At 59.2% G+C, this 20,882-nt stretch carries 22 protein-coding genes; 7 read left to right on the top strand and 15 right to left on the bottom strand.

The annotated features are described in order from the left end of the window. Nucleotides 1-56: 56 nt before the first annotated feature. Complete coding sequence (locus tag EC915_RS07695) at nt 57-281, top strand: hypothetical protein (RefSeq protein WP_133749935.1); 225 nt, start codon at nt 57-59, stop codon at nt 279-281. Between the two features lie 355 nt (nt 282-636). Then, nucleotides 637-1,278, top strand: a complete 642-nt coding sequence (locus EC915_RS07690) for a polyribonucleotide nucleotidyltransferase (protein WP_133749934.1) — start codon at nt 637-639, stop codon at nt 1,276-1,278. 64 nt (nt 1,279-1,342) lie between these two features. Here the strand turns inward: EC915_RS07690 and EC915_RS07685 are convergent, their stop codons facing one another. The 7 genes from EC915_RS07685 to EC915_RS07655 form a co-directional block, all read right to left on the bottom strand. Continuing rightward, entirely contained in the window at nt 1,343-2,515 is a 1,173-nt protein-coding gene (locus EC915_RS07685) for a hypothetical protein (protein ID WP_133749933.1), read from the bottom strand. A gap of 113 nt (nt 2,516-2,628) precedes the next feature. Further along, nucleotides 2,629-3,264 (bottom strand): LysE family translocator, encoded by a 636-nt coding sequence (locus EC915_RS07680; RefSeq protein ID WP_133749932.1) that lies wholly within the window; start codon nt 3,262-3,264, stop codon nt 2,629-2,631. 203 nt (nt 3,265-3,467) lie between these two features. Then, nucleotides 3,468-4,136: a hypothetical protein gene (locus EC915_RS07675; RefSeq protein WP_133749931.1), complete on the bottom strand. Its 669-nt coding sequence runs from the start codon at nt 4,134-4,136 to the stop codon at nt 3,468-3,470. 306 nt (nt 4,137-4,442) lie between these two features. Beyond that, nucleotides 4,443-4,709 carry a LuxR C-terminal-related transcriptional regulator gene (locus EC915_RS07670; RefSeq protein WP_133750163.1) on the bottom strand — a complete coding sequence of 89 codons (267 nt, stop codon included), beginning with the start codon at nt 4,707-4,709 and terminating at the stop codon, nt 4,443-4,445. Between the two features lie 516 nt (nt 4,710-5,225). After that, nucleotides 5,226-6,545, bottom strand: coding sequence for an MFS transporter (locus tag EC915_RS07665; RefSeq protein WP_133749930.1), 1,320 nt, complete (start codon nt 6,543-6,545; stop codon nt 5,226-5,228). Between the two features lie 258 nt (nt 6,546-6,803). After that, nucleotides 6,804-8,975 (bottom strand): TonB-dependent siderophore receptor, encoded by a 2,172-nt coding sequence (locus EC915_RS07660; protein WP_133749929.1) that lies wholly within the window; start codon nt 8,973-8,975, stop codon nt 6,804-6,806. Between the two features lie 171 nt (nt 8,976-9,146). After that, entirely contained in the window at nt 9,147-10,043 is an 897-nt protein-coding gene (locus EC915_RS07655) for a LysR substrate-binding domain-containing protein (protein ID WP_133749928.1), read from the bottom strand. Between the two features lie 113 nt (nt 10,044-10,156). On the opposite strand from EC915_RS07655, the gene EC915_RS07650 reads away from it, so the two are divergent. Next, the gene (locus tag EC915_RS07650; protein ID WP_133749927.1) at nt 10,157-10,600 is read left to right on the top strand and encodes a PACE efflux transporter; all 444 of its coding nucleotides are present in this window, start codon (nt 10,157-10,159) and stop codon (nt 10,598-10,600) included. A gap of 119 nt (nt 10,601-10,719) precedes the next feature. Here EC915_RS07650 and EC915_RS07645 read toward each other — a convergent pair whose 3' ends face one another. Both EC915_RS07645 and EC915_RS07640 read right to left on the bottom strand, forming a co-directional pair. After that, the gene (locus tag EC915_RS07645) at nt 10,720-11,865 is read right to left on the bottom strand and encodes a PQQ-dependent sugar dehydrogenase (protein WP_133750162.1); all 1,146 of its coding nucleotides are present in this window, start codon (nt 11,863-11,865) and stop codon (nt 10,720-10,722) included. Nucleotides 11,866-11,961: 96 nt separating this feature from the next. Continuing rightward, complete coding sequence (locus tag EC915_RS07640; protein ID WP_133749926.1) at nt 11,962-12,303, bottom strand: hypothetical protein; 342 nt, start codon at nt 12,301-12,303, stop codon at nt 11,962-11,964. Between the two features lie 404 nt (nt 12,304-12,707). Here EC915_RS07640 and EC915_RS07635 point away from each other — a divergent pair, with 404 nt between their 5' ends. The 3 genes from EC915_RS07635 to EC915_RS07625 all read left to right on the top strand — a co-directional run bounded on the left by EC915_RS07635 (nt 12,708) and on the right by EC915_RS07625 (nt 15,315). Then, the gene (locus EC915_RS07635; RefSeq protein ID WP_133749925.1) at nt 12,708-13,544 is read left to right on the top strand and encodes an AraC family transcriptional regulator; all 837 of its coding nucleotides are present in this window, start codon (nt 12,708-12,710) and stop codon (nt 13,542-13,544) included. 53 nt (nt 13,545-13,597) lie between these two features. Then, nucleotides 13,598-14,200, top strand: coding sequence for a LysE family translocator (locus EC915_RS07630; RefSeq protein ID WP_133749924.1), 603 nt, complete (start codon nt 13,598-13,600; stop codon nt 14,198-14,200). A gap of 113 nt (nt 14,201-14,313) precedes the next feature. Further along, nucleotides 14,314-15,315, top strand: coding sequence for a diaminopimelate epimerase (locus tag EC915_RS07625; RefSeq protein ID WP_133749923.1), 1,002 nt, complete (start codon nt 14,314-14,316; stop codon nt 15,313-15,315). A 111-nt stretch (nt 15,316-15,426) separates the two neighbouring features. On the opposite strand, the gene EC915_RS07620 is transcribed toward EC915_RS07625, so the two are convergent. The 6 genes from EC915_RS07620 to EC915_RS07595 form a co-directional block, all read right to left on the bottom strand. Next, the gene (locus EC915_RS07620; RefSeq protein WP_133749922.1) at nt 15,427-15,864 is read right to left on the bottom strand and encodes a nucleoside deaminase; all 438 of its coding nucleotides are present in this window, start codon (nt 15,862-15,864) and stop codon (nt 15,427-15,429) included. 63 nt (nt 15,865-15,927) lie between these two features. After that, nucleotides 15,928-16,416 carry a hypothetical protein gene (locus EC915_RS07615; RefSeq protein ID WP_256658684.1) on the bottom strand — a complete coding sequence of 163 codons (489 nt, stop codon included), beginning with the start codon at nt 16,414-16,416 and terminating at the stop codon, nt 15,928-15,930. Nucleotides 16,417-16,807: 391 nt separating this feature from the next. After that, nucleotides 16,808-17,821, bottom strand: a complete 1,014-nt coding sequence (locus EC915_RS07610) for an ABC transporter substrate-binding protein (RefSeq protein WP_133749920.1) — start codon at nt 17,819-17,821, stop codon at nt 16,808-16,810. A gap of 86 nt (nt 17,822-17,907) precedes the next feature. After that, complete coding sequence (locus EC915_RS07605) at nt 17,908-18,417, bottom strand: sigma factor-like helix-turn-helix DNA-binding protein (protein ID WP_133749919.1); 510 nt, start codon at nt 18,415-18,417, stop codon at nt 17,908-17,910. Nucleotides 18,418-18,609: 192 nt separating this feature from the next. Continuing rightward, nucleotides 18,610-19,404, bottom strand: coding sequence for a phosphate/phosphite/phosphonate ABC transporter substrate-binding protein (locus EC915_RS07600; protein WP_133749918.1), 795 nt, complete (start codon nt 19,402-19,404; stop codon nt 18,610-18,612). Nucleotides 19,405-19,419: 15 nt separating this feature from the next. Continuing rightward, nucleotides 19,420-20,361 carry a fatty acid desaturase gene (locus EC915_RS07595; RefSeq protein ID WP_133749917.1) on the bottom strand — a complete coding sequence of 314 codons (942 nt, stop codon included), beginning with the start codon at nt 20,359-20,361 and terminating at the stop codon, nt 19,420-19,422. 114 nt (nt 20,362-20,475) lie between these two features. Between EC915_RS07595 and EC915_RS07590 the strand changes: the two genes are divergently transcribed. Next, entirely contained in the window at nt 20,476-20,874 is a 399-nt protein-coding gene (locus EC915_RS07590) for a GNAT family N-acetyltransferase (RefSeq protein ID WP_256658675.1), read from the top strand. The last annotated feature ends 8 nt before the right edge of the window (nt 20,875-20,882 follow it).

Raw genomic sequence — 20,882 nt, 5'->3', positions numbered from 1 at the left:
GATTCTTACAGTGGCCCCACCTGATCGAACTTGCCTATGCAAGAGGCCTGATTCAAATGTTAAAACCCCTGAGTATTGCCGTAACGCTTGTCCTCGCGTCCTTCTTGGCGACCTCGCCTGCAATGGCTGAGGAATCGCCAGCGTTCGTGGCTCGCAACCAGGCCATGCAAGCGAACCTCGAACAGCATGAGCAGGCCTTTGCCGCCAAAACCAGGGAGCAGGAAAAGGCCCAGCAAGCCTCGACCTATAACCCTCAAGTGGAGAACGCCAAGCACACCTGATCTGCTGGTCGCTGTAACTCTGTCGTTTCTTTGATGTGTTTCTGTTGTTGCAACTCTCCGCGTCGTTGCTCCCGACGTGGGGCCCCAAGCTCCAAACTTCAGCCGCTTCCCCAGCGGCTTTTTTTTGCGCGCAAGAAAGTTCAGAGCATTAATAAACGGTTCTTCTTTAAGCCCAAAGCAAACGCAGCTATCAGATCACAGTAAGACTATGCGGCGATCAACAGGAACGTATGCCAGCGCCGCCAGGCCGCACAGGCACGTTGCGTCTGAGCATCCCGCATGAGCCTATCTACGCACCACGTCGCTCAGGCAAAATGCAGACCCTGTGTATGAATCAGCATCTGAAGAGGTAGGAATGCGCTTGTTCGATTTGAAAACAGTTGTGATCTGCACTGCACTGTCCGTGTGTCTGGGCGCGGGCGTCGCGGATGCCGCGACTGAAACCAAGCATTCTGCCAACGCTTCCAAAACCGCTCATGCGTCCAAATCCGCCCGGCACAAACCTGCGTCTGCCAAAATTGCCACGCAGAAAGTCACCATGCTCGGCGGCAAATTCGTTTTCACCCTGCCCAAGGACTACGTCAAAGGGCCGATGGAAGAGATCGACGATAAGGCACAGGCCGCGGGCGTCACCGGCTCGCTGTACATGAACAAACCTGCCAAGCGCATGGTGATCATCACCGAAACCCCGCTGCCGGACGGCAAGAAAGTCCCGTCCAATGACACCGAGACGCTGGACACCATCATCGCCGAGACCCTCGTTCAGCAGCAGTCCAGCTATAAGGACTTCAAGAAGCTCGGCGAGAAGAAGATCGTCCGAAAAGGCCTCGGATTGCGTCAGTTGGATGCGTCAGGCAGCGTCGACGGCGGCAAGGTACTGAGCACCACCATCACCGCCGCCTCCGGCACACGCACCGCAATGATCAACGTGATCTCCCTGGCCAAGGACGCCAAGGCGCACGCTGCCGTGGTCAAGGGTGTGACCGGGAGCAAGTGACAGGTGCTGCTTTTTTGCCAGCGACTGCTGCGTTAAAGCCAGCGGTAATCGTCACTGGGCGCTATCAATCCGGCAATTGCAGCTTCACCCCGCCGGGGTGCGCCTTGATCACGCTGTACGGCACCACAGACCAATCCGGTCCTTCACAGGCGCGCATGACGCGAGCGAAATAGGGTCCTAGATAGAGGCCTTTTTCGGTGAAGTGCCACGAGGAAAATTCCCACACGGATGCATCGGTGTAATCACAATCGTCCTCGGCGTCAGGCTTCTTCATCTCATCGGGGTGGGCCGCTTGCAGTTCGCTGACCAGCCAGGGGGCGAAGGTTTTACCACGATAGCTTGAGTAGGTCTCGAAGCTCACGCCGTTCTTTTCATCGCGCTCGTAGTGAAATGGCTTGCCTTTACCGACCCAGAGCACATCTTCCAGGGTCAGCTCCTTGCCGGTGGCCACGTCGAGGTTGAGTGGCGAATCGCCGAAGTCAGGGTGTGCGCCGCCGCAATTGTAGGACGTATAGATGTTGAGACTGACGACACCCGGGGTCAGCAGCTCAGGGCTGACAGACTGGTTGAAATCGCCGCCCATGCGGCTGCCGCCAAGCAGGCACTCGTGATAGCTGACGACCTCGTGCCACAAGCGCGAACGCAATTGCTGATTGATCCGCGCGGCCTGCTCACGTGAATAGCCGGACGTGATTTCGAACAGGCTGATTCCCGATTCCGGCTCGGTCCACCATTGCAGGTCATGCCCCATGAACGTTTGTTTTTTATCGGCCTTAAGCTTTAGTTGGCTAAGGCGCAGGTAGTCGTAGGCGGATTGCCGGTAGATGTCCTGCCAGCCGGGCTCTGCCGACTGATCGGGCGCCGCGATCTGTTTTTCCACCAGTTGCACCTTGTAGGACATGCCCTTGGCGCTGGTCCACTCCCCCGACCACGTTGAGTCGGCTGACTTGTGCAGATGTAAAGTGGGCAGTTGGGGATTATCGTCGTAGCTCAAGCCTTCGGTGAGCGTCAGATCCTGCCCGGTGAGCCTGCCGGAAAGCGGGAGATCCTTGTGGTACTTCTCATAGAAATAACGCCCGCTGATGCTGTCGGGGCTGGTCAGGTTCAGCTCCACCACAACTGGAGACTTGCCGAGGGTGCCAGTCAGCAAATGCACCGGCTCGGCAGCGTGCCCGATGAAAGGCGCCATGAGCGCAGCAAGAAAGGCAACATGAGAGAACAAACGCTTTGGAGGCATCAGCCGATCCTTTGAAATGACGCGAATTCGGGCGCTAATCTCGCCAATGGCGCCGCGTATGGCAAGGGATCGGTAAAACATTTTGTTTAACGTGAGCAGTGGCAGCCTGTTCGCTACTTCCTGCTTTCAACTGCCATGCGCACCGCAAAGCCGAACAATACGATGCCCATGAACCAACGCTGCACGTTGGCCCAAGTGGGCTTAGTGGTCATGAAAACGGCAATCGAGCCAGCCGCCATGATTACCATCGTGTTGACGGTGAGGCTGACACCGATCTGTGCGCTGCCCAGTATCAACGACTGACTCAGCACACTGGCACCCTTGTCCACGGTCATGAACTGCGGCAGCAGCGAGAGGTAGAGCACCGCAACCTTGGGATTGAACAGATTGGTCAGCAGGCCCATCAGGAACAGTTGTTTATTGCTGTCACGGGGCAGCTCCTTGACCTGAAACGGCGAACGGCCACCCGGTTTGACGGCTTGCCACGCCAGGTACAACAGGTACAGGGCGCCCGCCAGGCGCAGGGTATCGTATGCGTAAGGCACGGCCATGACCAACCCGGTAATGCCGAATGCGGCGCAGAGCATGTAGAACAGAAACCCGACGCCCACACCCGCCAGAGAGATCAGCCCAGCCTTACGCCCCTGTGAGATGGATCGCGAAATCACGTAGACCATGTTCGGGCCGGGGGTCAGAACCATACCCAGCGAGATGAGGGCAAAGGCGATGAGATTCGAGAACTCGGGCATTGGCGTTCCTTGCGATGACGGACGGAATGGCCCACCTGATGGCTGTGGCGTGAGCCTGAATACATTTCATCCATCCGGCACCGCAACGTCTATACACAGATTCGGCAAAAAGAGACCGGGACAGATGCGCTGCGGTCTGGTGTCACTACGCTTCTCTGATGAAGATCACACTGAACGGCATCACCTGCGCGCGAACGTCACCCTCACAACACCGGGTCTGTCGGGCGCTGAACCCGCTCGAGCAAATCCACCGGTGAGATCGTCTCAAGCAGCGTCACCACATCCTCATTGAGTGCCAAAGGTCCATAGAGTTGTTCCTCGCGGTCCAGATGGGCTTGCTGCGCGGCACGATAACCGTCGGGATAGATGCTCTTTTCAATCGGCAACAAACGGTCGTAGTGCTCCAGCAAGCCGCGGAAGACAATGCGTCTTTCCACGACACCGCGAGTCGTCGCGATCAACTTGATGAAGAAGCTCGCATCGCTCTGGCGTATGGCCTCATACGCAGCGTACCGCTCCACCAGTGTGTAACCCGCTGTCTCGTCGAATACCACGCAACACAGCGCTTCGCGCCGACGCCCCGTGAACGGATTGAGGACAGCGTCTCGACGATTGCTCTGTGCCAGAGCGAAGTCCACAACCAACTCCGCTTCTTGCGAGCGTTGGGACGACTCCAGCTCCCTGACGCTGTCGAGTACCGACGCCTGACGGCCCAGTTGCGCGATTTCTTCGCCCACCCTCGCGAAGATGCCGCGTGGGCCGAACCATTGCTTATGCAGGTTGTACAAGTGTTCTTTGCTATAAGCGGCCTGCTCATGAACCAGTTCATGGAAGTGGATCATGTGCGGCTGTTCGCCGTGGTCGATAAGCATTACAGACCCTTTTGATACAGGATCGAGGTCGCTCGGGTTGCATCCAGTCATTAAGTAGTTCCTTCTTGTTGTTGAATGCTTGATCTGCGCTCTGGTGCAGCAGATTGGCTCAATCATCCCTGAGCGCAATTCGTACAATGCCGCCAGACAATCGCGTGATGGACCATCCATAACTTGTCCTTGTTAATACAGTGCCAATTCTTGTTGTTTGCGCTGAATTTTCGTACCTGTGGGTAAGCCCCGGAGAAAAGATGCCGATGCCAAACAAAAAGAACGTTCAATGCACTGCCATTATGCTCAAGCGAATCAGCAATACAATCCGTCAGATGTAGGGGTCAATCGCGTTCTTCGCTTGCATGGCAATGCCACGTGCAATGCCATAAGTTGCGCGCGATTCTTTACTTCGCTCTTCTTCAACAGCGCCGAAACGTGGTCGCGGGCCGTGTAATCGCTGATACCGAGCTGCTGGGCAATGTCCTTGTTGGTATACCCTAGCAGCACCAGCTTCAGTACTTCACTTTCACGCGGCGTGGTTATGTTTGCTCTTTCGCGCTTATGCTCTCTTTCCTGCATAGACGTGTAGTGACCTCTTCTCATGGCCATCCCTGGCATTAAACTACCCATCGGCATCCATGGGGTTTTATTGAGCATAATTTTAAAATCTCCACACCAGGACAGGGCCTCTGTTACCGAGGTTAATAGCAGCACTTCTAAAAGTAATTATTCCTACAAGCTTTATAGAAAACTCCTTGGGCAGGTCTTACAAACATAGCGGGCAGGCATAAACGTTCCAAACGCACCCAACATTTTCACGCAGGTATCAGACACTTCTGTTGTAGGGGACGGGACAATAAACGCAGCACTTTATAAATACAATGATCAGTTACAAATGAACGGATACGTGTATTCGGGCGGATTGAAAAGAGGCTGATATGCCCGAGCGTGGCCTGCACTTGTGGGCTACAGGCCTGCGACGTTGATGAAGCAGTCAATGATTCAGGGACCAGAAAGGCGCCTGACCGAACAGCGCCGTGTTTAATGTGTCTCTGGGGGAACAGTCGGTCATGAGGCGCCGTTTAACGGCGCCCGTCAGTTTGCGCAGCGCGCAGGGAGCGCATCGTCCACTTGCATGCCCTTGTGCATGCCGAAGAATAGGGCCGTTAACAGACCCACCGCGCCCATGATCAGGCAATAACCCACGCACACCCACGGACTCCAGGGCATCAAGGCGATCAGCGCCAGCGGCGTCGTGCTGGCCCACAGCGCATAACTGATGTTGTAGGTCAGCGAGATGCCCGATACCCGGATGTTTGCCGGGAACAGTCCGACCATCACCGAGGGCACCACGCCCACGATGCCGCACGCCAACCCTGCGACTGCGTAGGCCAGTCCCACCGGCAGCCATTGAATGACCAGACTGGCGTACAACAGACTGACGCCCAGAGGCAGCAGCAGGCTGTACAGAACGACACTGCGCCAGGCACCGATACGGTCGACCAGCATGCCGGCCAGCACGCAGCCCAGGTTCAGGAAGACGATGCCGACGCTGCTCAGCGCGAAGGTGTCGCTGGGGCTCATGCCGAACCGCTGCTGCATGACGGTCGGCGTGACCACCACCAGCGTCACCACCGCAGAGGTCAACACACAGGTGAGCAAGGCGGCAGGCAGCAATGATTGACGATGCTCACGCACGACGGCCCGCAAGGGCAGTTCGGTTCTGCCCTCACGCTGCGCACCGAGGGCCATGAACACTGGCGTCTCACTCAGCCAGCGACGCAGCCAGACACCGATCACCCCGAATACACCGCCGAGCAGAAACGGAATGCGCCAGGCGAAGTCGAGCATCTCGGCATGGCTGAACACCCTGGCCAGCCAGGTCGCGGTCAACGCGCCGATCAAATAGCCAAAGGTCAGCCCAGCCTGCAACACCCCCAACGCATAACCACGACGCCCCCTGGGCGCGTGCTCGGCGACGAACACCCAGGCGCTCGGGACTTCGCCGCCCACCGCGGCACCCTGCAGGATACGCAGCGCCAGCAGGAGCAACGGCGCCCAGTAGCCAATGTTGGCGTAGGTCGGCATGACGCCGATCAACATGCAAGGCAAGGCCATCATCAGAATGCTCAGGCTGAACACGCGTTTGCGGCCCAGCTTGTCGGCAAAGTGCGCCATCAGAATGCCGCCCAGTGGCCGTGCCAGATACCCGGTGACGAAAATCCCGAAGCTCTGCAGCAGTCGCATCCATTCGGGCATTTCAGGCGGAAAGAACAGTTCGCTGAGGGTCAGCGTAAAGAACACGAAAATGATGAAATCGTAGATTTCAAGCGCCCCGCCCAGTGCCGCAAGGCCCAGGGTCTTATAGTCGCCCCGGCTGATCGGTTGTGGACGTGGTCGAAGAATGGCTGTCATGGAAGACCCCATTTGGCAGTTAAAACGGCAGTTAGGTGCGACAAAGGCGCGCAGGATAACAAAGCTGAAGCAATCAGGGCGCGTGGCAGACCACCGGACGTGCGTCATATCACAAGGCATAAACGCCGGGCTTGATACCAAACCGCGCGCTAAAGGCGCTGGGCATATTCTTCACTCAGGCGCTGGCGAGACGCGATTGACGTGCTCGCCGCAGGCCTATAGTTGGTTTGCGTGATGGAATATGCACCCCGGACCGTTTCAAAAACTCACCGTCGCCGACAGCCGTGCAGTACGTGGCGCGCCCAGGAACAGGTAATCGTCGCCAAGGTATTCGCCGACATCGCGCCAGTAACGTTTGTCGAACAGGTTATCGACGGTCAGGCGGAACACCGTGTCGTAGCCCTCGAACCGGGTGCTGTAGCGACTCCCGGCGTTGAACACGGTGTAGTCGTCGACCTTCACCGAACCCTCGCGGTTGGCGGATTTGCTTGCGCTGTATTGCACGCCACCGAGCAACGCAAGCCCCGGAATCGGCAGGCTGTAATCAGCCGACAGACTCCCGCGGAACCGGGGCACGTTGATCGCCTGATGGCCTTCGTAGGCCGCAGTGCCGCTGTCCTCCACCCGCGCCTTGATGGCCGCAGCGCTGGCGGCGATCTGCAGCTGTGAGGTCAGCCAGCCGTTGGCGCTCAGTTCCAGCCCGGTATTCTTCTGCTGGCCCTGCTGCACGAACGTCAGGCTGCCGTCGTCGTTGGGTTTTGAGTACTGATACGCCTGACGGGTCTGAAACACTGCGGCGCTAAAGCTCATCCGCCGCCAGTCGTACTTGACCCCGGCTTCAAGCTGACGAGAGATCGTCGGTGCGAGGATGTCCCCGATGTTGCTGTCGAACACCGACGCGGTGCCACCCAGCGACAGCCCTTTGCTGTAGCTGGTGTACAACGAAACAGTGTCGATGGGTTTGTAGATCAACGCTGCCTGGGGCAGGAAGACCGAGCGCTGGGTATGGCGATTGTCGCTGCCGTCCTCGTTGTATGCCTTTTCGTCGAGACGGACCTGACGACCGCCCACTATCGTCTGCCAATGCTCGTCGAAACTGATGCGGTCTGTGGCGAACAGGCCGTACTGGCGGCTGTCCAGGCGGCGTTCGGTGTGCCCCACGGGCAGGTCGGAGGGCGCGAAGGTTTCTGTTGCCTGGTTAATGTTGCCGGAGCCGACGTATTCGCTGAAATAAGGCCGGGTGTCGACGGTGCGGCGAAACGCACTGGTGCCCAGGGTCAGCTCGTGCTTGAGCCAGCCGGTGTCGAACCGCCCGGTCATGGAGGCCTCGACTTCATCGTTGCGCCGGGTGTCGTCGGGGCTGCGGAAGTCGTAGATGTCGTAACCGCCATCGCTGTTGAAGTGCCCGGTCACGGGCGTGCTTGAGCAACTGCTCTGGTAATAGCAGCCATAGGCGAAGGCGCTGTAATCGTCGATCACCACGCGGCTGCGCGAGGCACTGAGACTGGCCTTCCAATCGTCGCTGAAGCGGTACTCATAGCGACCGCTCATGTTCAGCGAATCAATGCCCACCGGGTTCGACCAGCGCTGGTAACCCAGCAACTTGCGTGGCGAGGCGTCGTGGGGCAGTTCGGTCCCGCCGAGCAGTTGATAGCCCGGCACCGACCGCTGCTCTTTGGTCTGGTATTCGACATCGAGCTGCAAAGTTGATTGATCGTTGATGTTCCAGTCGAACGCCAGCGACGCAAAGTCCCGCTGGCCATCAGCGTGCTCGACGTAGGAGCGGATGTCTTCGTGAGCGACGTTGGCGCGCAGGCCAAACTGTTTTTCGCTGCCGAACCAGCCACCGACGTCAGTGGCGATGTAGCGCTCGCCATGCTCATTGGTCGAGACCGTGACGGAACGCACGTCTTCCGGGCGTTTGGTCTTGTAATTGACCACGCCCGCAGGCTCCGATACACCGCTTTGCAAGCCGGACAAGCCCTTGAGCAACTCGACCTGTTCCTTGTTTTCCAGTGCGACGTTCTGCTCACCGGTGATGCTGCGGCCGTTGATGCGATAGCTGTTGGCGGCGTTCAGGGAAAAACCGCGGACCACGAAGTTTTCGTAGTAACCGATCGGTGCGTAGCTGTCGCCCACCGAGGCATCGTTGCGCAGTACTTCGCTGAGCAGCCTGGCCTGCTGATTTTTGAGCATCTGCTCGCTGAACACCGAGATCGATGCTGGCGTATCGCGCAATGGCGTTTCGTTGAAGCCCCCGACCGAGGCGCTTTGGACCTGATAGGCCGACGTCTGCTCACCCGACACCTTCACTGCGTCCAGCGTGAGCGGCTCGCCTTCCTGAGCGGCCAGCCACGGCGAGGCGAAGGCAATGCTCAGTGGCAGCAAGCGGCGAGTGAAGGCTGCCGCAGGTCGGTATGGCGTGGTCATCGAAAATGAAGCTCCAGGCGGGATGTCTAGTCGGCGCATCTTTTACGTTCTGTGCCGATTTTTTACAACCTCGATACAACCTCTATGAACGTAAGAAAACGCTGATGTGAGTCCTTAGTTGAACCGCACAGGGCGAACTCAAGCACTTCAAGGTGCAAGCCGCCTGCATCCTCAGGGCAGCGCCATGTTCGTCGCCTGCTCCACCAACCAGGCCAGAAAGGCGTTTACCTGTGGCTGCCGTTCCCTGCCCGGCACGCAGGCCGCCACGTAACGTGGGCCAGGCAGATTGATTTCAGGTCTGTAGGCCACCAGTTCTCCACGCTGCAAACTGTCGGCCACCAGCACATTGCTCGCTAACACCAGCCCCTGCCCGGCCACGGCTGCACTCAACGCGTAGTGTTCATCGTCGAACTGCCGAATCCGTGCGGTCTCAAGCCAGCTTTCGCAGCCGGCTGCCGCGCACCAGGTTTGCCAATTGATCGTGAGTGCACCGGGAATCTGCCAGCGCAGGTCGATCAATTCCACGCTTGCGCTGTCCAGCGACCGCACCAGACCCCGCTCCCCGTATACGCCGAAACGCTCGTTCATCAATTCCTGCCGGAACAGTCCCGGATCGTCGCGACTGACGGTGCGAATGGCCAGGTCAATGCTGGAATCGCGCAGCAGATCGACCAGTTCGTTACGCGTATCGACCCGCACGCTGAACTGCGGATAAGCCCGATAAAACCCGCCGAGCCGAGGGATCAGCCACGAGGCTGCAAGGCCTGGCGTGGTCGTCAGGGTCAGCGTTTGTGACGCGCTGTCCGGGCCGAAGCTCTCCAGGCTGCGGCTGATCTTCAGCAATGCACGATGGGTCTGGCGGTACAACTGCTCGCCTTCCTGGGTCAGTACCACGCCTTGGCTGGAGCGCTCAAACAACATCGCGCCGAGCCTGACTTCCAGGGTTTTGACCTGGTGGGAAATCGCTGCGGACGTGACCGACAGCTCCTGGGCTGCGGACTTGAAACTGCCAAGCCGGGCTGCCGCTTCGAAGGTGCGTAACGCATTGAGTGGGAGATTGGAAAACACGTGCTGCTCCCTGCATGAATTGAATTGAAGCGGGGTCAATTTATCTCATTTTTCAGCGCCCAAGCGGCTTGCTAACGTGATCGACACTCACTGCCACGTACCCGGAGATCAATATGCAAGGCACCCTACAAGGGCGTAAGCGCAAACTGGTTCAAGCCATCCTTTACGAAACCATCGCCATCGCGGTGCTGTCACCGGTCATTTCGCTGGCCTACGACGACGGGCTGGCCCATGCCGGAGCGCTGTCGTTGATGCTCTCGACCAGTGCGCTGTGCTGGAACGTTCTTTACAACTACCTCTTCGAATATTGGGAAAGCCGGCAGATACAGCGGACCCGAACCCTTGCCCGGCGACTGCTGCACTCATTCGGTTTCGAGGGTGGGCTGGTGCTGATGCTGGTGCCGCTGGTGGCGTGGTGGTTGAACATCTCGTGGTGGGCGGCGCTGATCACCAACCTGGGTTTATTCGTCTTTTTCTTCTTTTATGCGCTGCTGTTTCAGTGGCTGTTCGACCGCGTGTTCGGGGTACCTACGTCGGCGCAGGCGTGCGCGAATTGACAAATAACCTGTGAAAGCCTGCCCACGAAAACTGACTTCAGCTCCTGCATCCATGCAGGCCGAGCAAGGCAGTGGCGGCAAGGCGGCCGCCACCGGCTGAATGAGCGTCCGGCTGCTTCCTACTGCGCCAGTCCCACTTTCAGCAATTTGCCGTGCTCTTCATCGGTCAGCAGATACAGGTAACCATCCGGCCCCTGACGCACATCCCGAATGCGTGATTTGAGTTCGCCGAGCAAGCGCTCTTCGTGCACCACCTTGTCGTCCTTAAGCTCCAGGCGGATCAGTACCTGGGCCGCCAACGCGCCGACAAACACGTTGTGGTCCCACTGCTGGAAGGTGTCGGCGTCGTAGAACGCCATGCCGCTGATGGCCGGGGATTTCTCCCAGACGTGGAACGGGTGGGTCACGCCTTCGACGATCTTGCCTTTGGATTCGGGGATTGGCTGGCCGTTGTAGTCGATGCCGAAGGTGGAAATCGGCCAGCCATAATTGGCACCGCGTTCGATGATGTTGATTTCATCGCCGCCCATAGGGCCGTGCTCGTTGGTCCAGAGTGTGCCGGTCCAGGGGTTGAGCGCGGCGCCTTGCTGATTGCGGTGACCGTAGCTCCATATTTCCGGGCGCACGTTTTTCTGCCCGACGAAAGGGTTGTCGTCAGGAATCGATCCGTCGGGATAGAGGCGCACGATTTTGCCTTGCAGTTTGTCCAGATCCTGCGCGGTGGGCCGGTTGTTGTTTTCGCCGAGGGCGATGAACAGATAGCCGTCCCGGTCGAAGACGATGCGTGAGCCGAAGTGGTTGCCGACTGAAAGTTTGGGTTGCTGCTGGAAGATCCGGGTAAAGCCTTCAAGCCGGGTCATGTCCTGCGAAAGCCGTCCGCGTCCGGCTGCGGTGCCGCCGGTCTTGCCATCAGGTGCCGCCTCAGCGTAGGTCAGGTAGACCATTCGATCCTTGGCAAAGTCGGGCGACAGTTCAACATCGAGCAACCCGCCCTGCCCCTGCACCCAGACTTGGGGCACCCCCGAGATCGGCGCCGAAAGCTTACCGTCGGGGCTGACCACGCGCAGGCTGCCCGGGCGCTCGGTCACCAGCATGCCTTTGCCCTCAGGCAGAAACGCCACTGCCCACGGGTGCTGCAAACCGCCCACAACCTCATCCACTGTGAGTGTGCCCTCCTCACTTTTGTAGGTCGCGGCCGACGCCTGCCATGAAGCACCGAAAAACGCGCTTGCACACACAGCGGCTATCAAGGTTTTGCGGATCATGCTTTTACACAACATGGACGATTCCTTTTGCTGGACATTGGCCTCAATAGCGGCCCCGGAAAGCTGACGCAGGCAGCCGATACGTGCGCAGCTGACTCAGTTGCTGCCACGTTCATTGCCGCTGGAAGGACGCGGCGACTGCTGCCGTGTCGGGTAACCATTGCCTATCCCGCCGTTTTCCAGCGTCGGCGCGCGTTGCGGCGCTGGACTCAGATTCGGCCCACGCAAGGTCGGCGAGATCGATTCGGTTCCCTGACGGCTATTGGGGTTGGCGCGGCGGATGGCACCGTTATCGGGCGTGTTGTTGGTGCGGTTGGGGTAGCTGGCCGAAGCCAACGACTGCGGGGATTGCGCGGCACTGTCACCCGCCTGTGCCAGGCCGCCGGTTAACAGGCCGGCCAGGGAGAACAGTGCAAGACGTCGCAGAAAGCGGTTCATCATTTACCTCAGGGGATGGGTATGAATGAATGACGATTGCAGTGTTGGATGGCGACTGAGCGCGTAGGTTCGGGCCGTGAGGCTGGATGACCGACGCATGGAACCGGTGATTTTGTAACAAGGATAGTCAAACGCTGCGCTCAGCCTGAGTGCGACGCCCAGCTATGACCCGGTGTGAGGTTTTGCTGTCGCTTCGCGCCAGATCGCGAGCAAGCTTGCTCCCACGCCTTGGGCAGCAGCGCTTTGGCGGCTAACGGGTAGAGGCGCCGCTACGCTCACTTGCTGCACAAATCTTCCAGACCTTGCGTCAGGTTGCCGATAGCATATGCAAGGTTGGGCGTGCTGTTACAGGTAACTGTCCGCAGCTATCGGTTCGACCTGCCGCACACTCATCAGGAGCCCCCATGCCCCAACGCAACTGGATCGATCTCAAGCAGGACGCGGCGTCCGGCATCGAGACGATGCGTGCGCATTTTGAAGGGCATGCGTACGACCCGCACTGGCATGACAGCTATCTGGTGGGCATTACCGAACAGGGCGTGCAACAGTTCAACTGTCGTCGTCAGCAGCACAACAGCACGCCGGGGAAGGTGTTTTTGCTCGAGCCCGGAGACATCCACGACGGCCATGCACCGGAGGCAGGGGGCTTCACTTACCGCACGTTGTACCTGGACCCCCATTGGATGGAGCGCGAGTTACGCGCGCAGTTCCAAGAGGCCCCGGATAACGCCCAGCTGAGCTTCGCCGCGACATTGGCCGAAGACAGCCGTCTCTCCGTTGCCACCGCTCAGGCCTTTGAGGCCATGCACAGCGAGGAGTTACGTATCGTGCGTCAGACCGCGCTGGATAACCTGCTGTCGAGCGTCACCCGCCACCTGCACTGGCGCACGCGGGTCAACCCCGATCCACGCTTGCCGTTGGTGGCGCAACGAGCGCGGGATTATCTGCACGCTCATCTGCATCAGGACATTGGCCTGGATGATCTGGCAAAAGTGACCGGCGTGGATCGCTTCCGTTTGAGCCGAGCCTTCAAAGCCGCCTTTGGCTTGGCGCCTCACGCTTACCTGATTCAACTGCGCCTGACCCGCGCCCGTCGCCTGCTGGCCCGTGGCGAGTTGCCGGTCAGCGTCGCCGCCGCGCTGGGTTTTGCCGATCAGAGCCATCTGGGCCGCTGGTTCCAGCGCGCTTACCGCATGACGCCCGCCGACTACCGCAAGCGCTGCTCAATTGTTCCAGACTGACAGCCCGCACGCCGCGATCATCGCTGCATGATCCCTCGCTGCCGAGTCCTCTCATGGAAACCTTTTTGCCCTTTGTACTGTTTGCCTTCGTCGCCTCCATCACCCCTGGCCCGACCAACATTCTGGTGCTGACCAACAGCGCGCGCCATGGCCTGCTGCGTACCCTGCCGATCGTGCTGGGTGGCTGCGCAGGAGCGGCCTTGCTGGTGCTGATGGTGGGCGCTGGCTTGGGCGATGTGCTGGCGCATCACCGGCGCGTGCAAACCACGATGGCCTGGATCGGTATCGCCTGGCTGACCTGGCTGGCATGGCAGATTTTCCATGCACCCGCCCAAGCCATCGACCCGCACACCCTCGCCATCGGGCCGCGCATGGGGCTGTGGGGGGCGGCGACCCTGCAACTGGTCAATCCTAAGACGTGGATGATGGCGTTGGCGGTGCTCAGCGTGTTTGCCGGCACCGAAACGGATCGCATGTTGCGCGTGATGTGGTTGTCGTTGACCTTTTTCCTGGTGTCGATTCCCTGCATGAGTACCTGGGCCTGGCTGGGGGTCAGCGCGGCGAAATTCTGCCGTTCGGCGCAAAGCATGAAGCGCTTCAATCAGGGAATGGCGCTGCTGCTGGTGGTGTCTGCATGGTTGACGGTGCTGGTATGACTGTCTGGAAGAGGACGATGCCCTGTGGGAACGGGCTGCCATGAGGCGGTACGCAGTCATGCACAGCGAGCCATGATCTAATGCCGGTCTTTACCGCCCACTCCGGACCTGCCATGGCTGCTTTCTACGACGCACGCGGCAATATCTACGCCGTGACTTCTCCCCAGGCGCTGCGTTCATTGGGCGTGAATGTGCCCATGTCGGCTGCCGATGCGGCGCTTGCTCGTCGCAGCTGGGCGCCTCAAGCGGTCGCGGCGCTGTGCGAATGGCCCAAGGGCGGTCGTCCAGCGCACAGCAAGTCGCATCGCTCGGATGGCCTGCTGGTCGGCCCGTTCCAGGACGCTGCTCCGTTCGATGTCCTGATCGTCAACACCGACAGCACGCTGGCCGAACGCAGTGGCAACGGGCTGACGATTTTCTCGCAGTCGCTGGCCGATGCCGGTCGTACGCCGAAGGAAGAAGGCTTCCTCCTGAACGTGCATCACGATCATGACGACTCGGCCAGCCCCTCACCCACCGCAGTGGCCCCGGCATTGATCGATGGCGTTTCAGGGTTTTGGCTGGACATCGGCACACCGGGCTTTGGCGCTGCGGCGGTGGGTGCCAAGGGCAAAAGCGTGGGCGATGCCGTGATCAACGATGTCCCGGTCAATCGGCTCGCGCGCCTGGCCGAGCTGCATCCCGACTGGCAGACCAGCGTGTTCGTTCGGGTCGGCAACCCGCATTGCGTGACGCTGGTGGCCGATGAAGCCTCGCTGCCAGGTTTCGAGCAGCTGCACGAAGCCACACTCAACGAGGCCCTGACCCGGATCGCCTTTGCCTTTGGCGAGTTGGGTGAAGGTGACCCCTGCCCAGCTGGCATCAACCTGCAATGGGCGGCGCGGGTGGCCCCAAACAGAATCATGGCCCGCGTGTTCGAACGCGGTGAAGGGCCGACCGCGTCCTCCGGGACCAGCGCCAGCGCTGTCGCTTCCGCCGCCTGGCTCAGCGGCTGGGTCGATGCTGGCACGGTCGAGGTGGTGATGCCGGGAGGCACGGCCCCCGTGCGCCTCATCGAGCAGGAAGGTCAGCTCAAGCAAGTTCAGTTGTTTGGCCAGGCGCATATCCAGGGTTAACGTGCTGCGCCGAGTGCGCATCCAGAGGAGGGTTCTCGGATAGCTGAGCAGCACTGTGGGCAGCGTTGTTCGGCACACCGGAGAGTTGTCAGCGCTGACGGATGAGAAAAGTCACTCCCCGATGTCCTCGTTCCACAGCTCAGGCTTGACGGCGATGAATTGCTTCATCAGGCCGACGCAGGTCGCGTCTTGTATGACATCGACCTGCACGCCCCGCGAGCGCAGCAGCTCCTCTTCGCCCATGAACGTTTGGTTCTCGCCCACGATCACCTTGCCAATGCCATACAGCAGAATCGCTCCGCTGCACATCGCACACGGGGAAAGCGTGGTGTAGAGGGTGGCCTCGCGATAGACCCGGGCCGGCTGACGACCGGCGTTTTCGAAAGCGTCCATCTCGCCATGCTTGATCGCGCTGCTCTCCTGAACCCGACGGTTGTGACCACGGCCAATGATTTTGCCATCGTGGACGATTACCGAACCAATCGGAATGCCGCCCTCCTCCAGCCCCTTTTGCGCCTCGTCGATGGCCGCTTGCATGAATGAGTCCATGGTTTTCCGTTCCCCGTTTAAATCCAAAAAGTTACCGACCCTTCCTTATCAGGGCCGGAAAGCTCAAGGCTTGGCTTTTTTCAGCGCGTTGTCCAGCGCGGTCGACACATACACCTTGAGCAGCTCGCTGGAGCGGCCCTTCATGTCCCTGCCGACCTCACGCTGTTTGGCGCGCAATTTACCGGCAACCTCCGGGGGTGGATCACCAACGTCGAGCGCGTTCAGTTCTTCCTCGGAGAAGGACGCAGCGTAGGCGGCGGCAAGATTGCGATCCCACGCCTGCTGGTAGTGGGGCTGTAGATATTGCAATTCGTTCTGGACGATTTCCTGAGCCTTGGTGCGCCCCACCGTTTCGACGAGGATGGTAAAGGTCACGGTGCGCGACGCCACCTGATACCCCAACCAGCCCAGACTCTCGCCCAGATGCCGGTCTTGAACATACGTCAGTGCACTGGAGGGTACTGAAGAGGGGGATACTGGTGTGGGTTTGTCGTCACTCGCCAACGCCAGCCCCTGCACTGCGCCCAACAGCCCCAGGCACAAGCCGGCCATTGTATTCACGCGCCTCAACCCGGTCGATCTGCTCAATCTCATGTCCTCTCCCTGGCGACTTCTAGATATGTGATCAACTCACGATTGCAGGTGACGCTAGCAGCCGGGCAACGATTTGCCAGTCGGCCAAGCTTGCGCCAAATAACGCCAGCCCTGCGCTCATCGTTCGGACCGCAGAATCAGGGCGAGATTGAGGAGGAAATGTCTTGGACTGAGCAGGCCGATTACACGCGTCGCGTTCAAGCCGTGTGTCAATCAGGGGCACAACCGAAATCCTGTGGGAGCGAATTCATTCGCGAAAAATCTTTCAGACGACGTACCGATGTCGACTGTACGGGATCCTCGCGAATGAATTTGCTCCCACAGGTTTACTACAACGTTTGAAATCAGGTTACAGCCCGGCCGTCACTTTTTTTGCCACATCAGCTGGCACCCACGGGGTCCAGATTTCTGGATGATCCTTGAGGAAAGTCTTGGCTACGGCCTCGGGCTCCAGGCGTTTTTCGCTCATCTGGCCCAACGTCTTGTTCAGTTCATCGATGGGCAGATCGACCTTTTTGAAGAAGCTCACCAGGTCCGGGTACTGTTTCTGGAACGGGTCAGACACGCCAATCGCCAAATGCGCCGCCAGCGAGCTGGAGCCGACCGGATTGGGATTGTTGGCGTCGGCCAGGGTTTCCCACGCGGCCTCGTTGAACGGTGGCTCTTCGAGCTTGATCAGCTTGAAGCGACCCAGTAAGGGTGTTGGCGACCAGTAGTAGAACAGCACCGGCTTGCCGCGACGGATCGAGGAAGCGACTTCGGCGTCCAGCGCCGCGCCGGAGCCGGTGCGGAAGTTCACGTAGCTGTCGTTGAGCTTGTAGGCCTTGAGCTTTTGCGTGTTGACGATTTCCGAAGTCCAGCCGGTCGGGCTGTTGAGGAAGCGGCCCTTGTCAGGCGACTCAGGGTCCTTGAACACATCTTTGTATTTGGGCAGATCCGCCACTGACTTTAGATCCGGCGCCAACGGCTTGATGCCTTTTTCCGGGTCGCCCTTGATCACAAATTCCGGCACCCACCAGCCTTCGGTCGCACCTTTGACAATGTCGCCCAAGCCATGAACCTTACCCTCGGCTTCGGCCTTGACCCACGCCGGGCTGCGTCCGGCCCACTCTTCGCCAATCACCTGGATGTCATTCTTGGCCAGCGCTGCCTCCAGGCTCACCGTGCTGCCCGGCAGCTTGTCGGTCGGGTAACCGTAGCCCTTCTCAACAACAATGCGCAGGATTTCCGTAATCAGGCTGCCACTTTCCCAGGTGATGTCGCCAAAGTGGATCGGCGCCGGTTTCTCTGCGCTGTACGCAGACTGAGTCAGTACCGACAGCGCCAGCAGCGAGCCGCCCAGCAGGTGTTTGATCGATGTCATTGTTGTCTCTCGTAGTTTGTCGTTCGAGTCGGTGTCATTGATGATCGCAAGTGGCGGGCTCATTAGGGTTTAGCACAACACAGGTTTCATTCCAGACAAGCGCGCAGGCAACAGGTTTCGGCCTTTTCCATGTAGTCACTGACTGAGCGGGAGGAAATGCCCAGATGATGGGCGATTTCAGGGTAGGTCAGACCCACGCTGCGAGAGAGCATGAAGGTGGTTTTGATCTTGGGCGGTAGCCGGTTGAGGCGTCGATCAATGCGATCCAGGGCCTGCAGGGTGGCGGCCAGACTCTCCGCAGAAGGTGCGTAAGTGTGCTCTTCGTCGATCAGCCCGGTCAGATAATCCCGCTCCAGGCCGCTGCGACGCCAGCATTGGTAAACCAGACGTTGCGCAATGGTCGTCAACAGCGCCCTGGGCTCGCGAATGGGCACCACATTGGGCGCAGCCAGCAGCTGCAGAAAAGTCTCGGCGGCAATGTCTTCGGCGCTTTGCGCCCCATCAAGGTGACCACGCAAGCGCTCGCACAACCACCTGTAGTGATGCTGGAAAAGCTCGCTGAGGTATTGGCGATGGGACGGATCGACGCCAGACATAAACTTACCTTGGCATGAATTATTGCGCTGCCCCGGGGGTTTGGGTGGCGTCATGCTAGCAAGGGTTTTTATGCATTAAAAATATTTAAAAGCGATATTTATAGATCATTTAAAACTATAAGAAATTGCCCAGTGGGCGCTTCCAGAGGTTAAGACGGTGGCGAATGCAGTCCGTCCGCCACATCCTTTTTGTCACCGTTGCAACCCCGCGATTTCTGCCAATCCCAGTTTCTCTGCCTGAGCCTGATAATCCAGCAGCACCTGATAATCTTCCTCAACGGCGGGCAGCACTTCGGCAATCGCAAGCACCTGCGCGACATCCGGCAAATCCTTTAGCGCCTGGTTCATCGCCTGACGAATACCCCCGGCATCGGCGCCGGTGCGCGTGATGTAAGGCAGACAGGGCCCCTTTGCCGTGCGACCAATCACCTTTATGCCAGCAACTTCCTCATTGTGATCCCGAGCCAGATAGTCGAAGGTCACACTGTCAATTGCCGCCAGATCCCCTCGTCTTTGCTTGATCGCCGCCAGGCTATCGCGATGCCCGCCCGTCAGTGATACCTGGGCAAAGAATTGCCCATTCTGCTGCAAAGGCGCTAGCGCATGACGGAACAGATTCATCCCGGAATTGGAATCCTGCGAATTGAGCAAGCCATGACTGCCCCGGAACGCTTCAAGCTGCTGGCGGGGGTCGTCGGCCCGCGCCACCATCAGGCTGCAATGGGTGCCGTCGCCACTGTTGGGCAACTGGTAAACCGGGCGGCCGACGATCTGCACCTGCCCACGCAACAGCGTCATCAACGGGTAGCCGCAGGTTTGCGTCAACAGCAGTTGCGCAGAGAGCCACAACTGTTTGAGCTCCATTGCCTGTGCATCCAGACGCTCCGTCCCAAGAAGCTCAAGCACGCGGTTCAACCATCGCTCCTGGGCCTGACGCACACGTTCGGGGGCGAGATACATCAGTAATTCGGCGTAACCCTGAGCCATATGCGAATACCGGGTCTAGACGTAAGGATGTTGAGGACTGTCGATTGGGGCGAAGCTGTGACGCCGAAACAGTTCAACATATCCGGGCACCAGAAAACCACCGCTGCGCTCCAGCCACTGTGCGCGGCGATCTTCATACACTTTGGGCAGGTGATACCAGGCCAGGCCAGGCAGGTCGTGATGCACTAGATGCAGGTTCAGATTGAGGAACAGCCAGCGCCATGGCCACGACGCTTCGTTGATCACCGTGCGCTGATGCGAATGCTCGGCAGGGCGATGTTCGTAATAGGAGCGCACCATGGAGATGGCCAGCGCCGGTACGCTGATCAACAACAGGTAATGCAGGCTCGATATAGCGCTGTAGCGTTCGATGAACAGGAACATCAGGACCAGGAAAAAACCATGGGTGGCCCACATTGCCCACGCCTGTCGGTCGCCGCGCAGCAGCCGCGCAGCCTCACCGACAATCAGGCCACCGAGCGCCAACGGCACGCCGAATACCAATCGTCCCGACGGGGTTTTGTCGAGCCAGCGCAGCAGGCGCATCACCGCGCCGGTACGCTGCCAGTTCGACTGACTGAGGTAACGGCTTTCCGGATCACGTCCGGGGACGGTCAGGTCTTCATCCCTGTGGTGTTGCAAGTGCGTATCGCGATAGAGCGTGTACGGATACCAGACCGCGAACGGCGCATAGCCCAGCACCTTGTTCACCCGGCAACGACGGGTGGGGTGGCCATGCAGCAGTTCGTGTTGCAGCGACAGCCAGAGTACGGTCAGCGGAATCATCAACGCGGTGGTCGGCCAGACGCCCAATTGCGGGCTCAACAGCAGCAGCGCAGGCCAGGCGACATACACGCCGATCAACAATGCCCATGTCGGCCATTCCGTGCGGCCCGTAAAGCTCTGGCGCAGACGAACGATGTCGTCGCGCTGAGCGTTGTCGAGATAATTGGGCATGGCCGCTCCTGCAAATGGCTGATACCCGGTTGTGGATCAACTACGCAAAATCTTGTAGACCGATTGGTTATGACGCTAGAACGAACATTTGGATATGACAGGAGTCATGCCTGTATGCAGTTTCAACTTCTGCCTGCGCTTCAACGCCCGCTGCTTGCGAAGTTCTACAAGGCCCAGCGCTCCGGCATGCGTGCCAGGGGCGAGGCGCAGATGTGGGTAGCCAAAGACAAGGACATCGTCGCGGCGCTTTGCATGACGCCGGTGACTGATGGTCGGTGGCTGAGCGGATTGTTCGTAGCGCCGGATCGGCGAGGACAGGGCATTGCCAGGGCCTTGATCGAGGCAGCGCTCGGCGCCAATGAAGGCAGCGTCTGGTTGTTCTGCGACCCGCATCTGCTGGTCTTCTATCAGCGAGCGGGTTTTATCGAGGCTGACGATTTACCAGAGGAACTGAGAGCCCGCCTGACCCGCTACAGACAGACAAAAGCGCTGCTTGCACTGGTCCGTGCTTAGATCCATTT

The sequence above is a fragment of the Pseudomonas sp. LP_7_YM genome, from assembly GCF_004364435.1.
Lineage (GTDB): Bacteria > Pseudomonadota > Gammaproteobacteria > Pseudomonadales > Pseudomonadaceae > Aquipseudomonas.
The sequence above is the reverse complement of the archived record's forward strand: the minus strand, read 5'-3'. Positions and strand labels throughout refer to the sequence as shown.